Source organism: Paenibacillus sp. FSL M7-1414 (assembly GCF_038003195.1).
Taxonomy (GTDB): domain Bacteria; phylum Bacillota; class Bacilli; order Paenibacillales; family Paenibacillaceae; genus Paenibacillus; species Paenibacillus amylolyticus.
The window spans coordinates 3,946,395-3,961,728 of the sequence record NZ_JBBOOS010000001.1; the positions used below are offsets into that span (position 1 = coordinate 3,946,395).

General features: G+C 44.6%; 11 protein-coding genes. 4 read left to right on the plus strand and 7 right to left on the minus strand.

Annotation, left to right across the window (positions count from 1 at the left end):
- The first annotated feature begins 141 nt into the window (after window positions 1-141).
- A complete protein-coding gene (locus tag MHH92_RS17110; protein WP_340905147.1) occupies window positions 142-1,317 on the plus strand; it encodes a M20 family metallopeptidase in 1,176 nt (391 codons plus the stop codon).
- Window positions 1,318-1,553: 236 nt separating this feature from the next.
- Entirely contained in the window at window positions 1,554-3,320 is a 1,767-nt protein-coding gene (locus MHH92_RS17115; protein ID WP_340905148.1) for an alpha-glycosidase, read from the plus strand.
- A 142-nt stretch (window positions 3,321-3,462) separates the two neighbouring features.
- On the opposite strand, the gene glgA is transcribed toward MHH92_RS17115, so the two are convergent.
- Together glgA and glgB are read right to left on the minus strand one after the other, a co-directional pair.
- The gene (glgA, locus tag MHH92_RS17120) at window positions 3,463-4,905 is read right to left on the minus strand and encodes a glycogen synthase GlgA (protein WP_340905149.1); all 1,443 of its coding nucleotides are present in this window, start codon (window positions 4,903-4,905) and stop codon (window positions 3,463-3,465) included.
- On the minus strand, window positions 4,902-6,908 hold the full coding sequence (gene glgB / locus MHH92_RS17125; RefSeq protein WP_340905151.1) for a 1,4-alpha-glucan branching protein GlgB: 2,007 nt from the start codon (window positions 6,906-6,908) through the stop codon (window positions 4,902-4,904). Before glgB ends, glgA begins: the two co-directional genes overlap by 4 nt.
- A gap of 193 nt (window positions 6,909-7,101) precedes the next feature.
- On the opposite strand from glgB, the gene MHH92_RS17130 reads away from it, so the two are divergent.
- Window positions 7,102-8,328 carry a glucose-1-phosphate adenylyltransferase gene (locus MHH92_RS17130; RefSeq protein WP_340905152.1) on the plus strand — a complete coding sequence of 409 codons (1,227 nt, stop codon included), beginning with the start codon at window positions 7,102-7,104 and terminating at the stop codon, window positions 8,326-8,328.
- A gap of 123 nt (window positions 8,329-8,451) precedes the next feature.
- On the opposite strand, the gene MHH92_RS17135 is transcribed toward MHH92_RS17130, so the two are convergent.
- The 5 genes from MHH92_RS17135 to MHH92_RS17155 form a co-directional block, all read right to left on the minus strand.
- Window positions 8,452-9,960, minus strand: coding sequence for a sensor histidine kinase (locus MHH92_RS17135; RefSeq protein ID WP_036673821.1), 1,509 nt, complete (start codon window positions 9,958-9,960; stop codon window positions 8,452-8,454).
- Window positions 9,957-10,655 (minus strand): response regulator transcription factor, encoded by a 699-nt coding sequence (locus tag MHH92_RS17140; protein WP_017688086.1) that lies wholly within the window; start codon window positions 10,653-10,655, stop codon window positions 9,957-9,959. Before MHH92_RS17140 ends, MHH92_RS17135 begins: the two co-directional genes overlap by 4 nt.
- The gene (locus MHH92_RS17145) at window positions 10,648-11,967 is read right to left on the minus strand and encodes a hypothetical protein (protein ID WP_340905161.1); all 1,320 of its coding nucleotides are present in this window, start codon (window positions 11,965-11,967) and stop codon (window positions 10,648-10,650) included. The genes MHH92_RS17140 and MHH92_RS17145 overlap by 8 nt, the downstream gene beginning before the upstream one ends.
- 22 nt (window positions 11,968-11,989) lie before the next feature.
- Window positions 11,990-12,715 carry a phosphonate ABC transporter ATP-binding protein gene (locus MHH92_RS17150; RefSeq protein WP_036613671.1) on the minus strand — a complete coding sequence of 242 codons (726 nt, stop codon included), beginning with the start codon at window positions 12,713-12,715 and terminating at the stop codon, window positions 11,990-11,992.
- Between the two features lie 83 nt (window positions 12,716-12,798).
- Window positions 12,799-13,989: an MFS transporter gene (locus MHH92_RS17155; protein ID WP_340905164.1), complete on the minus strand. Its 1,191-nt coding sequence runs from the start codon at window positions 13,987-13,989 to the stop codon at window positions 12,799-12,801.
- 380 nt (window positions 13,990-14,369) lie between these two features.
- Between MHH92_RS17155 and MHH92_RS17160 the strand changes: the two genes are divergently transcribed.
- Window positions 14,370-15,290 carry an ArsR/SmtB family transcription factor gene (locus tag MHH92_RS17160; RefSeq protein ID WP_253509095.1) on the plus strand — a complete coding sequence of 307 codons (921 nt, stop codon included), beginning with the start codon at window positions 14,370-14,372 and terminating at the stop codon, window positions 15,288-15,290.
- Window positions 15,291-15,334 lie beyond the last annotated feature (44 nt).

Below are 15,334 nucleotides of genomic sequence, written 5' to 3' on the forward strand. Positions count from 1 at the left end.
TGATGACTGAGTCATTATAAAGTACAATGCATGATTATGCAATGCATTTTGACAATACAAATCTTGACTTGTTTCTGAAAAAATAAAGCAAACATGATATAATCAATGAATTATTTTCATTTTTGCATAAGGAGTTTACTAATGACAGCTAACAAATCACAAATTCTGACGGTTATTGATCAATATGCTTCCCGTTTTAAAGCCATTTCATCATATATCGGTGCCAACCCCGAACTGGGAAATGAAGAGTATCTCGCTTCTGCCCGTTTGAAAGAAGAACTGCTCTTCCACGGTTTCACTGTAGAGGCTCCAATCCTGGGACTGGAGACAGCTTTTATCGGAACCTATTCAGCCGCCAAATCCGGCCCTACCATTGCTTTATTGTGCGAATATGACGCCTTGCCGGAGATCGGTCATGCTTGTGGTCACCATCTGATCTGTATGATGAGTCTTGGGGCCGCTGTTGGGATAAAATCTATTCTGGATGAAGTAGGTGGAACCATTAAAGTGTTTGGTACCCCCGCTGAAGAGACACGTGGTGCCAAAGTTCCGATGGCTGAAGCAGGTTTGTTCGATGACTGTGACGTCGCTCTCATGGCGCATCCATATTATGCCTACGAAAAGTCAGGCAGCTCGCTGGCTATTGATGCTGTGCAATTTGAGTTCCATGGCCGATCTTCACATGCTGCTGCAAGTCCGCACGAAGGCATTAATGCTCTTGATGCCGTCATTCAAACGTTTAACGGAATCAATGCATTCCGGCAACAAGTGAAAAGCACCGTCCGGATTCATGGTGTGATCAACAACGGAGGTCAGGCAGCAAATATCATTCCTGACTATGCTTCTGCGCAATTTTATGTACGGGCAGCAACTCGCAAAGAACTGAATATCCTCACTGAACGTGTGATTCAGATCGCTGAAGGTTCTGCTCTCCAGACAGGTTGCAAGCTGGTGACATCCAACTATGAAACGTCGTATGATGAGATGGTTACCAATGAAGCATTCTCAGCTGCGTTTAGTCAAAATCTGATGGAACTTGGTATCCCGCAAGAAGAGATTGTGAGTGGTAATGATCACGGCTCTATGGACATCGGTAACGTTTCCCTGAAATGTCCTGCAATCCATCCCTACATCCGTGTTGTGGATGAGGTTCATACACTGCACTCCATAGCCTTCCGTAACCTTGCACTACAGGAGCGTGCGCTGGATGGCATGATTCTGGGAGCCAAGGCACTTGCAACAACAGCCTATGACGTACTGAGCCAGCCAGAGCTGCTTCAAACCATCCGCACGGAGTTCGAGCAAACTATTCGCTAAAATTCACTTTCAACATGATATAGGGGTGCCCTGAACAATCTTGAATTCCAAGCTGTTCAGGGCACCCTTTTTTCTAAATTAGCTGTAAGTATATTCAGCACAAAGCTGGAAATGCTGTGAAAGAAACCTTTGAAAACGATGAAAATAATACATTTTATTACAGTAAATGTGATTCATTTGCTGGCTAACTTGGTTAATTATAACTATAACTTATCCTATATTCAGGAGGTGCTGTCATGCTGCTCGAAGCCATGTATCATGTTCCTCGTGACAAATGGGCTTATGCTTATAATTCGTCTACCATACATCTGCGCGTACGAACCAAACGTAATGATGTGCAATACGTGACTGCACTGACCGGAGATAAGTACGATTGGAATGGAACGTACAAGGAAATTCAATTGGAGAAGGCTGCTTCTGATAACATGTTTGATTATTGGGAAGCTGCCGTCAAGCCACAATTCAAACGTCTCACCTATATATTTCGGATAACTGCTGGTTCAGAAGATGTGTTTCTAGCGGATAATGGAATTCATTATGAGACCCCCTATCCAACTGGAGGATATTATGAGTTCTCGTATATACATGAAATTGATGTGTTTAAAGTGCCCGAGTGGGCCAAAGAAGCCGTCTTTTATCAGATCATGACGGAACGGTTTGCTAATGGAGATCCCAAGCTGAATCCAAAAGAAACCCATGACTGGGGTGGCAAACCTGAGTTGGACAATTATTTTGGTGGAGATCTGCAAGGTGTGCTGGATCATCTGTATGACTTAACTGAACTTGGCGTGAACGCCATTTACTTTACCCCGTTATTCCAGGCCAATTCCTACCACAAATACGACACGATTGATTATAAAAAAGTCGACCCTCATTTCGGTGATAATGCCCTGCTCAAACAATTGACAGAAGAATGTCATCGCCTGGGCATACGTGTCATGCTTGACGCGGTGTTTAACCATTGCAGCGAAGACTTCCCTCCTTTTCAAGACGTTCTCCAGAATGGAAAAAACTCTAAGTATGCCGATTGGTTCCACATCAATGAATATCCGCTTCAGATCAAGGATGGTATACCAACCTATGATACATTTGGGTTCTATGGCAACATGCCCAAGTTCAATACAGCCAACCCTGAGGTTAAGGCATATCTACTTGATGTAGCTGAGTACTGGATCAAGGAAATTAAGCTGGATGGGTGGCGTCTGGATGTAGCAAATGAGGTGGACAACCATTTCTGGCGTGATTTTCGCAAAGTTGTTAAGGCAGCGAATCCTGACGCCTACATTGTTGGTGAAGTATGGAGCGATTCCTTAACCTGGCTCATGGGAGATCAATTCGATTCCGTCATGAATTATCCATTTGCCGACAAAGTGCTTCAGTTCTTCTGTGGTTCAATGGACGGTTATAACTTTGCCAACGAGATGGGTTCACTGATTATGCGCTATCCGCAACAAACCAACGAAGTGATCTTTAATATGCTGTGCAGCCACGATACCCCACGACTGCTCACCCGGTTAGGAGAAGACAAACGACGATTAAAATTATCGGTTGTATTTCTTTTCACCTATATCGGTACACCTTGTATCTTCTACGGCGACGAAGTTGGGATTAGTGGTGATGCTGACCCGGATTGTCGAAAATGCATGGAATGGGACCCGGCCAAGCAAGACAGAGAATTGTATGATTTCTATCGTCTGATGATTGATTTACGCAAAAGTAATGAAGCCCTGCGCAAAGGACGCTTCCGATTCCTCAAGGCTGATCACAATGATCCCTGTATCGTGTACGAGCGTGTGGATGACAACCTTCACTTTACCGTATGGATGAACAATACACCTCAAGATCGAACGCTTTCTCATCCTATGGAAACAAAAGACTGGAAGGATGCATTAACTGAAGAACCTGTCTTCCCAACCGATGGAATGATGAATATAAAGCTTGACCCCTATGGGTATCGCATTTTGTACAGACAGCTTGATCCGGCAACTATCCAACACAACTGAGGTTTAAATTCTAAACAGTCATATAAAAGGAAAGAAAAACACTTCCACCGTCTCAGATGATACTTCATTCTGAACTTTGGAAGTGTTTTTTTGGATGAGAAAAAGCCACAGCATCATGTGCTGTGACTCATTCAAGACTACATCAATTTACAGGGTCAAGTGTGATCCGACGATAAATATCCATATATTCTTCAGCTGAGACATTCCAGCTGTATTCTCCGCCCATTGCATTTTTCACAATTTTCTTCCAGTGTTCTGGCTGTTTGTAGATCTCCTCAGCACGCCGAATGGTACTCATCATGTCATGAGCGTTAAAGCTTGTGAATGAGAAACCATTACCTTCTCCAGTAAACTCGTTATATGCCTGCACAGTATCGTTCAGACCGCCTGTTTCCCTTACGAGAGGCACACTACCGTACCGCAGAGCCAGTAACTGACTAATACCACACGGTTCGAATCTGGACGGCATCAGGAAGATATCACTGCCTGCATAAAACCGACGGGATAATCCGTCGTTGAACTTGATCTGTGCAGACATTTTAAGTGGATAACGATTCGCGGCTTCACGGAACCAGTGTTCATAGGACTGCTCCCCTGTTCCAAGTACAGCGAATTGAATATCATCATAATACAACAATTCATCCAGGATACGGCAGACCAAGTCAAGTCCTTTGGAATCCACAAGCCTTGTGACCATGACCATAAGAGGTGCATCAGGACGAACAGGAAGTCCAAGTTCCTTTTGCAGCTCAATTTTGTTTTCCGTTTTCTTGGACAGACTTGTTCTGTATTTCACCGGGATCTTGGTGTCTGTAGCCGGGTTGTAGCTCTTGGTATCAATGCCATTTACAATCCCGCTGAATCGATCTCCAAGTGAACTAAGCAGTCCGTCCAGACCGTATCCGTAATAAGATGTTTTCACTTCCTGTGCGTAAGTTGGACTAACGGTTGTTACATGGTCAGCGTAGACAATTCCAGCCTTCAGGAAGTTGACATTACCGTAATATTCGGCTCCATCCACGGTGAAATATCGATCGTCCAGCTCAAGGATATCACTGAATAACTCATGCGGGAATACCCCTTGATACAACAAGTTATGTATGGTGAATACCGTACGAATATCACTGTAGAATGGATCGTGTCTGTAGTGTGCTTCAAGCACCAAAGGAATCATTCCTGCATGCCAGTCATGACTGTGCAACACGTCAGGCTTGAACTCAATCTGTGGCAACACTTCTAGAACTGCACGGTTGAAGAAGGCGAAACGCTCGCCATCATCCATATAACCGTACACTCCATCACGCCCAAAATAATACTCATTATCCACAAAATAGACTGGAATTCCATCATGAACCAGCATTTCTATTCCACAATAGGGCCTGCGCCAGCCAAGAGGCACATCCGTTGTAATTACGGGCTGTAATGCGTCTTTATACTCATCGGGAATCCCCTTGTACTTAGGCATAATCACCCGCACATCTGCCCCGCTCTTCTTCAATGCAAACGGGAGAGCACCGATTACGTCAGCAAGGCCTCCTGTTTTGATAAATGGATGTACTTCAGCAGCAGCAAATAGAATATTCATGCCTTTGTCCTCCTCTTCGGTTTGAGCGTGTTGCTTTCCTTTTTATTCTTCGTTTTTGAACTGACGGAAGTTATACTCGCAGGTGATTCATCCGTTTTCCGACGTGTGTTCTTTTTTAGAATCACGATGCTAAGCGGAGGTAATACCAATTCGAGACTATGCGGATGCCCATGAAAAGGAATCTTTTCGGTAGGCAGTTGCATATCATTAGTAATGCCTGAACCGCCGTACACGGAATGGTCACTGTTCAGAACTTCGGTATACATACCGGGACGCATGACACCAATCCGGTAACGCTCCCGCTTGACCGGCTGAAAGTTAATAAGCACAAGGAGTGTATCCGCAGGTTTTTTTCCTTTGCGTACGTATGAAATGACACTCTGGTCCTGATCATCCGGAGTGATCCATTCATAACCGTCTAGGGAATGATCAAGCTCCCACAAAGCTTTTTCACTCAAGTACAGGTTAGACAGCTCACGCTCAAACTTATGCAAATTGCGGTGACTGTCATAATCCAGCAAGAACCAATCCAGTTGATCCTCATCTTTCCATTCGATGAACTGGCCAAAGTCTCCACCCATAAACAACAGCTTTTTCCCTGGGAAAGTCATAAAATAGCCCAGAAAAGCACGCATGCCGGCAAATTTCTGCTCATAGGTTCCTGGCATCTTGTCGAGGAGCGACTTTTTGCCATGAACAACCTCGTCATGTGACAGAGGTAGCACATAATTTTCAGCAAAGGAGTATACGACCGGGAAAGTCAGCAAATGATGTTTGGAAGGACGCTCATGAAAATCAGATTCCATGTAATCAAGCGTATCGTTCATCCAGCCCATGTTCCATTTGTAGTTAAAACCCAGACCACCTTCATCTACAGGTAAAGTCACCATTGGCCATGCACTGGATTCTTCAGCCATCATCAATGCATAAGGGAAATACTTGAACACCGTCTCATTCAGCTGCTGCAAAAAGGCTACAGCTTCCTTGTTCTCCAGACCACCTTCATCATTGGTACGATATTGTCCTGGCTGCTTCTCAAAATCAAGCCGTAGCATACTCGTAACCGCATCAACACGGAGTCCGTCAAAATGATACATCTCCATCCAATATAATGCATTGGAGATCAGAAATGAACGAATCTCAGGTTTCGAGTAGTCAAAGCTAAGTGTGCCCCAGCCCGGCTTCTCTGCTAACATCGGATCTGCATACTCATACAAAGGCGTACCATCAAACATACGCAACCCATGAGCGTCTTTGGCAAAATGTGCAGGTACCCAATCCAGCAATACGCCAATCCCGGCCTGATGTAGTGTATCCACTAGATACATCAGATCTTTTGGATGCCCATAACGACTGGTTGGCGCATAAAACCCTGTGTTTTGGTAGCCCCACGAAAGGTCATATGGATGCTCACTGAGGGGCATCATTTCAACATGTGTATATTTCATTTCTAATAAGTAAGGAACAAGCAAATCAGCCATCTCGCGATAACTATAGAGGCTTCCGTCTTCTTTGCGCTTCCAGGTTCCCATGTGCATTTCGTAAATATGTAGAGGTTTGTTATACATGGCACGTTGTTTGCGTCTCCAGGCTCCATCATTCCATTTGTACCCTTCGATTGAACTGGTGACAGAGGCTGTCTGAGGTCGAACCTCTGCTTGAAACGCATATGGGTCCGCTTTGAGCAATTCTGTTCCATCTTCCGTTAATATACGGAACTTGTATAAAGTTCCTTCGCTAATTTCCGGAAAAAAACGACTCCAAAATCCTGATTCGGGTATCTTATATAAAGGTTCCTTTTCGCCTTTCCATTCATTGCGGTCCATAGCCAGTCCTACTTCTACGGCGTTTGGTGCCCACACGGTAAAGCGATACCCCTGAAGGCCATCGCAAGTCTCAGGTTGCGCGCCCAACATTCGATAACTGTGATGAAGGTTACCTTCATGAAATAAATAAATATGCTCCGGCAATATGTCCGGGTGTGCTAACGGTTGAATGGCCAAGAGATCACCTTCTTCTCAAGAAAATAGATATAACAGTAACCATTACCCCATTCTAGCCAAGTTGAAAAGAAAAATGCGGTGAATTAGAAAATGTTGTTCATTTTCAGAATTTTTACAGTAACAATCGTTTCATCTGCTCTACTTTGCGTTAATGATGTACTACAATGCACAATATTTTGGGAGGGAAACGATTATGTTTAATAAAGATTGCATCGCTATGCTGTTGGCGGGAGGAGAAGGGAAGCGATTAGCCCCTTTAACCTCAAGTCTCGCAAAACCCGCTGTACCGTTTGGCGGGCACTACCGGATCATCGATTTTCCTCTCAGTAACTGCGTAAACTCAGGGATCGATACTGTAGGAGTATTGACGCAGTACCAAGCGGAATCTTTACACGATCACATCGGTGGAGGAGAACCATGGGGACATGGTAACTCAAGTGAGGCAGGAATCTCCTTGCTTCCATCTTATCATACAGGAAATGACGAATACTTGGGAACGGCGGATGCTATTTATAAAAATATCGACTATATTGACCAACAAAACCCCGAAAATGTTCTAATTTTGTCGGGTGACCATATTTATCATATGAATTATCGCGATATGTTGGAGGCTCATCAAGCCAATAATGCCGCAGCAACGATTTCAGTTATGGAAGTTCCATGGGATGAAGCACATCGCTTTGGGATCATGGCTGCCGATGCGGATTTGCGTGTAACCGAGTTTGCCGAGAAACCGGCTGAACCAAAAAGTAATCTGGCTTCAATGGGCATTTACATGTTCAAATGGGATTATCTGAAACGCCATCTCTTGCAAGATGCCGCTAACCCTGAATCCAGCCATGACTTCGGTAAAGATGTTATTCCTCAAATGTTGAACGAAAATAATCCCCTCTTTGTCTATAACTTTAATGGTTATTGGAAAGATGTAGGTACGGTTAAGAGCCTTTGGGATGCACATATGGATCTGTTACACAACGAGGAAGACTGGAGTCTGCAAAAAGAAAACTGGCCGATGTTTACTCGCGACTGGCGCTCCAAACCAAGTGCTTACAAAGCAAGACATACAAAGATCGAACATGTTACTTCCATGATTCACGACTCTTGTGCAATCGAAGGTCGTTCAGAACGTTCCGTTATCTTCTGCGGTGCAGAAGTGGGTAAAGGTTCTGAGGTTAAAGACAGTGTTGTTATGCCTAACGCACGCATAGGCCGTGGGGTTCACATCGAACGTGCCATCATCGGTGAAGGTGCAATAATCAAGGACGGTGCAATCGTTAAAGGTACGGCGGATGAAATTGTGGTCGTTGGACCTAACGAGATCGTCTCTGCCAAACCGGCTGTCCGTACGCAACCTGTTCGTATGTTGAAAGAAGTATATGAGAAAAGTGGGCGCCTGCGCGCTGGTGAACTTTCTTCATAATGAAGTAAACATAATATGAAAAAGGCGAGCCTCAGATGGCTCGCCTTTTTTGGTGTTGATATGGATATTATAAAGCGTACATGCTCGATCATCAGATAGAAAAATCTCTTATCTTTTGAAACCTTAAGACTTTTCTAGATCTGATTTTGTATCGCTAGCATCACTAGCTGTTCGCTCATCTGTGACTTCAGCATCACCAGACGCGGTTACAGATTCTTCTGGACCCATCTCCTCAGCCACAGCCGGTAACGTAACCGTAACGGTTGTACCAGATCCAAGTTCACTCTGCATCGTGATCGTTCCCTCATGCAGTTCTACCAGTTCTTGCGTAATCGCAAGACCCAGTCCCGTTCCCCCATTTTGATGATTCACCTGGAAGAAGCGGTCCCGTACTTTGATTAGGTGTTCTTCACTAATTCCGATACCGGTGTCCTGAACAGCTGCAATGATCTGACCATTCTCCTCTTTGACCGACAAGAAGATCCAGGAATTCTCATGTGAAAATTTGATCGCATTATCCACAACATTCAGGAAGACTTGTTTCAGTCTGTTACCGTCTCCATGGACATTATAAGCACGAGTCTCGTCCGTTTCCAACTTGAGATGGACCTGTTTTTGTTCCGCTTTGGCCCAGACATTCAACATCGTTTCCTGTACAATTTCACGAATGTTGACGGTTCCTTTGACCAGCTTCATCTGATTCTGCTGCAATTTGGAGAAATCCAGCATCTCTTCAACAAGTCCAATCAGTCGTTCGGTTTCCTTGGAGATAATACCCATACCGATACGGGTTTCTTCCGGATCATAACCGCCTGAATCGAGTGTCTCACTCCAGCCCTTAATACTGGTCAGAGGTGTTCTTAATTCATGTGAGATCGAAGAGATAAAATCATCTTTGATCTGATTACTGCGCACGATTTCATGTGCCATGAAGTTAAGTGTTGATGCCAATTCGCCCAGTTCGTGCTTATAATTCCCCTTAACCCTGACATCCAGCCGTCCTCTAGCCATTTGGGCAGATACTGCGGTGATGTTGTTAATTGGACGTACAATGGAATTTGCCATACCAATACTGATGATCAACACTATAGCAAGCACTCCAACACCGACGGCAGCGGCGAGTAGTCCCATATTCAACAGCTTTGAATTCACATCTTCAAGTGATGTCAGATATCGAATAACATAAGTATTTTCGCCGCCCAGATCAAACTTGTGTGAAACGGCCATGACAGATTCTCCAGTACCTGGTTGTCTTCCAATCCAGCGTCCCATATCCCCATTCAGAGCCTGCATAATATCACTGGTTTGCAGCACAGCACGGTCAGATTCAAAAGCAGTCGAACTCGCCAATACGCGCCCGTTCAGATCCAAAATTTCCAATTCAGTATTGGACAATGCCAAGTTCACAAGGAGTCTAGACAGATTATTGCCATCCTCCGTAGTATTCTCACGAGCGATCGGCTCGAAAAAGTCCTTTGAATTAGAAATGTGGGTACTAATCGTATTGTAGATACTCTCATAATAATACCTTTGAACTGCCAACATAAATACGAATTCGACCAACAGCAGAGCGAGAAAAACTACAAAGAAATAATGTAGTACGATCTGCCGAGTAATGCCTTTTTTAATCATTGCTCCCGGCCCTTCCATTTGTACCCGTGACCCCATACTGTCTGCAGGTATTCGGGCTCGGAAGGATTGTTCTCAATTTTCTGACGCAGACGACGAATGTTGACATCCACAATTTTGGGATCACCCATGTACTCTTTGCCCCATACGTGATCTAACAACACATCGCGGCTGAGCGGTGTATTTTCTTTTTCCAGGAAAAACTGAATCAAGGAAAACTCCGTTGGAGTCAACTCAATGGCTTCATTCTGTTTTTTGAATTGCTTCGAGATCAGGTCCAGTGAGAATGGCCCGGACTGGAACGTAACCTTTGCCGCAGTTTCCCGATGCACGTTCACTCGACGCAATAAAGACTGAATACGTGCAATCAACTCGGTTGGGCTGAAAGGCTTGCTGACGTGATCATCTGCACCAACGGAGAGTGCGTACACTTTATCCTGTTCCTGAACTTTCGCGGTCAAAAAGATGATGCCCAGACGTTCATTGGTTTCACGGATCCGTCGACACACCTCGAATCCATCAATACCTGGTACCATGACATCCAGCAGAGCCAGATCAATATCCGGTACTGTCTGCAGTATGCGAAGCGCTTCATGACCGTCACCCGCTTCAAGCACTTCGAATCCGTTTCTCTTTAAATTAATCACTATAAAACTGCGGATGGATTCTTCATCCTCAAGAATAAGTACTTTACTCATTAAGTTCTCCCTTTCTATTCAGCTGAGAAGTATTGCTCAGTGCATCTTTACCCGCCTCTGATTGTGCTACTCGTGAAGCAATAACTCGATCTTTGGTACGCGTAATTTCCTTCCAGCTTTTACCCTTCTCCTGTTCCCACTTGGAAAGGGTGAAATATTTGATCTCAGCTACGGTTTCGTCCGTATCAATCATTTTAAATCGAATATATTTTTCCTTTTCCGATTTGGTGTCAATAGTGATCTTACCGTACCACTCTGGCTTGAGGTTAAGATGGAATAAATCAGCATCATCCCGGAATTGGAATGAGACAAATTTCTTGCTATCTTTGCCATCCCACTGATAATAGGTGTAAAACCACAACCGAGAGTCAAATACGTAATGCTCCCAACCTTTTGGAGTCTCTTTAAGTCCAAACTCAATAATACCATCATTATCGACATCACCGCTTAAAATTTTGTCATCTCTATACGTTTGATCCGGTGATTTGAAAGCATTGACTAACTTGTTATCTTTAACATACATAATTTGCGAGAAGGAACTCCGATCATCCAGCTCGGCATCCAGTACAATGCCCATCTGTCCTTTGGCGATCTCTCCGCCCAGAGCATTATAAACTTCTTTAACGGTATAATCGGTCTGCACCCGATCAACTTCCTTGAAGCTGCCATCTTCATACTGGTATAACGCAATCGATGCAAAACCGCTGTTGTTCAGCGAAATGATAACAAAATCACTTTTACCATCTCCGCTCAAATCCAGCGTGTTCCCCTGCGCATCATCAATGATATATTGATTATACGGAACTCCACCCAAGACCTGCTCCAGTGCCCCGCCCTTGTAGGAATATGCAGTCAAGGCTTTCTGCTCCTGCAAACTTACACCAAGAATAATATCCGGATTTCCGTCATTCGTAATATCCAATACTTTAAAGGATTGCAACTCATTTCCCGGCACATCAAATGTAAGTTTTTTAACCCATGTGCCTCCCTGCTCTTCCAAAATCATGCCATGGATTCGCACATTCTCATTTGGTGTCTCATAAAAAACAATCGCTTCCCGAGTTCCATCCCCATTCAGGTCTTCCACCCGAATCATGCTGGTATTATTCATATCCTTGGGACGAATCAATGTACTCTCTGGCGGCAGTTTAACCTGAACCACGTTGTACAGTTTCTCCTTATCGGTGGACATCATTGGTTTTCTCATCAAACCCTTGGGGTCACTTATGACTGTGCATCCGCTTAGAACAGAACCAAGCATAATCGCCATAGTTCCTGCTGCTACAAAGCGTCCCCACCGTGAATTAAACAATCTCATCACTCTTTTCAATAGTTTAAATCTGGTTTTTTTCTTGCTGTGTCAGTCTTCGTCCACGAATATCAAAAGCAATCTTACCTTCTGCCAATCCCCAGATCCGTGTGGCATGTTTCTCAGCAAGCTCAATAGGCAGTACTGCAATGACTGTTGCACGTTCTTCTTCACATAATTTGCGCAGCGTTTCCAGCACCGAATCTGCTGTGTGAGGGTCAAGACCAATCACTGGTTCATCGGCCAAAACGACTTTGGCACCATGAGCAAGTGCTCTTGCAATAGCAACACGCTGCTTCTCGCCACCACTGAGCTTCTCTGCTATTTGATGTGCTTTATCAAGTAATCCCAATCCTTCGAGATAATCCATAGCACCCATATAATCATCGGAACGTACCATACCGGTTACCATTCTCCATACGGGAGTCTGACCCGATCGTCCGATTAATACATTTTTAAGGGCAGTACGTCTAGGAAATAATTCTGGATTTTGTTCCAAGTATGCCCATTCCCGTTTGATTTTCCGTTTTCCAGACCAGCCTTCTTTCAAAATCTCGGCGCCATCCACCGTAAACCGGCCTGAATCCCATTTTTCCATCATGGCCAAACATTTAAGCAACATGCTTTTACCGCTACCGCTTGAGCCAACTACAGCTATCATTTCACCCTGTTGCATATCAAATCGAATATCCCGTAGAACGGGAACGCGGTCCACGCCAACGGATTTACTCAAGTTCTCTACTCTGATCATCGCGATGTCTCCTCTTGTCCATGTTTTTCCCTACCACTAGTGTACTCGGAAATGGACATCAATTTCCATGCGAACACCAGCTTCTATTTTAACACAGATTCGAACTCAGGTTTACGACGAAATAATATACCTGCCAAGCCGAAAAGAAGGTAAAGGATTCCGAGCAAGGTGAACATGCTTCCGGGTGAAATCCAGTTGATCATCTGACCACCCAGATTCGGTCCAATAATACTTCCAATCGTGAAATGAAAGGATGCCACAACGTTGGCTGCAGGCAGTAACACCTTAGGCAAAATGTCTGCGGCGTAGGCCAGGCCCAGTGAGAAAAAGGAGCCGACCAGGCCGCCTGCGATTGTTAACAATACAAGCGTCCACCAGAAATGCGTACCTGCGACTGGAACCAGCATGAAGATGATTCCCCCGCTGATGCCCGCAAACATCAATATCTTCTTCCGCCCATATCGGTCACTCAACATTCCGAGAGGTAATTGAAGGAACAAACCTCCAATCCCGATAAAAGGAAGCAACGACGAAATCTGATTGGTATCGAATCCAATACGTAGCCCATACACGGGGAAGTTACTATTCATACCCGCTTCCATATATCCGTATAAGAGTGCTGGTAAAAGTGCATACCAGGCCCATGCCAGACTACGACGGAAGCGACGTTCAGGCAGTTGGCCATGCTCTGCTTTTTCCGGTTTTGTATCCGGAAGCTTCATTAATACCAGTATAAGCACTGCTGCTATACAGATGAATAAGACCCAGAAAGGGACAGCATCACCGAAGCCAAGCAGCTTAATTCCCAGCGGACCAATACTGAATCCCAGCCCGTAGGACATGCCATATAGTGATATGTAGCGTCCACGCTTTTCAGGAGCGGTAACAAGTAGCACCCAGAGCTGAGCCGCATAATGAAGTGCGCTATCTCCTATTCCAACGATCAGACGCAATATGAACCATATTTTAATATCTGGTAAATACGGAAATAGTATTAAAGGGACCATGACTAATATCAGGCCACCTACAATCAACTTTTTGAAACCGAATGCACCCAGTAGTCTCTCCGCAACGAGAGTCATGGCAAAAGAGCCAATGTACAACGCGGCGGCGTTTAATCCGTTTAAACCTGGTGAAACCCCTTTTTGCTCCAAAAAAATCGAAAGCACAGGCAGCAAAAGCCCCTGACTTATTCCCGCCACCACAATAACCGTAATCAAAATGAGATAGTTGGCTGTCGAGTGTGATAGTTTGGGACGAGTAATCGATGACACGAATTCATTCCTCCTGCGAGCACACAAAGAAAAATCGCCATCGCTGACGACTTTTGTATGGTATACATATGGTTTTAAACTGCTATTCAAAGATCAGGGCTTTGCCCCGGACTTGAACATTATAGTGGACAACGCCCTGCAAAACAAGCCATAATAGAGGTTGTTCAAAAAGTTCACTTTTGATTACGAATCATGCCTAGTGGCATCATCAGCTTCGAAGATGAAATTCAGCCGAAATGTCCGTTGCTCACGTAGTTTTGCTACGCTCCGCTACTCCATTTCCATCTTCTTGGTACTGAAAACCAGACTTTTTGAACACGCACTAATCGTACTTAAGTCGCTGCGTACATTTAGATGTGACGGGAGGATTCTGCAACAATATGGCTTATCATGTGAAAATTGATGTTTCACCGATATATGAAATGCTTAATAGTTTTCTGGTTTATGTCACGAAAAAATGGATTCAGCATCTGGATATTGGTCCTGAATGGATTCTGGAAGTGGAAGGCAAACTAAGTTCCAATGTACGAGCTGCGCTCGCACCTGCTGCCACTTGGCCTTTTGATGATTTTGATGTTTTGTTTGCATGGGCAGCCTATCAAAATGATACATCGGAGAATCGTGATTTCCTGGACATGCTTGCCGGAATGACAGCGGAAGACCTGTTTGCACGTGTGTCTCCTCTTCTGCCCGCTCTTACAATAGAAGAATCAACGCGCATTCGGAACAGTTATGTCCCATTATTGCGACTATGGGATGAACACTACTGTCAGAGTATGAGCGAAGATCAGCGTGTGTGGCTTGAAGAAGATGCCGAAGAAAAAAGCATTTTGCTTGATAAAATGGGACCTGAACTTCTTATTGAATATGCTACAGCCGGTGTTCTTGTTGAACCGATGCCTGGACTGAACGAAGTCATCCTCTTCCCAACGGTGCACAATCGTCCTATTAATATGTACTGCTTCTATGAGGGTATGATGATCATGCAGTATCCCGTAGATGCACCTGAAGAGAACGAAGACCAGCCACCAACATGCCTTTTACGTTTCACCCATGCCCTGGCTGATCCCGAAAGACTTCGCCTGCTTCGTTACGTATCGGATGAACCCAAGTCTCTCGCTGAGATGTGTGAAGAACTGGGTAAAGACGAAGACACGGTCAAAGACCAGGTGATGGCGCTACGCATCGCAGGTCTGCTACGGACCCATCTGCTCGGAAGTAACCGTAAAGAGAAATACAGTATTCGGCCGGATGGCGTATCTGAATTAAATATGTTCCTGGAATCCTATATTCGCATTTAATTTAGTTGAATCATTGTGGATTTACTGGCTACAAGGAGTGAGTT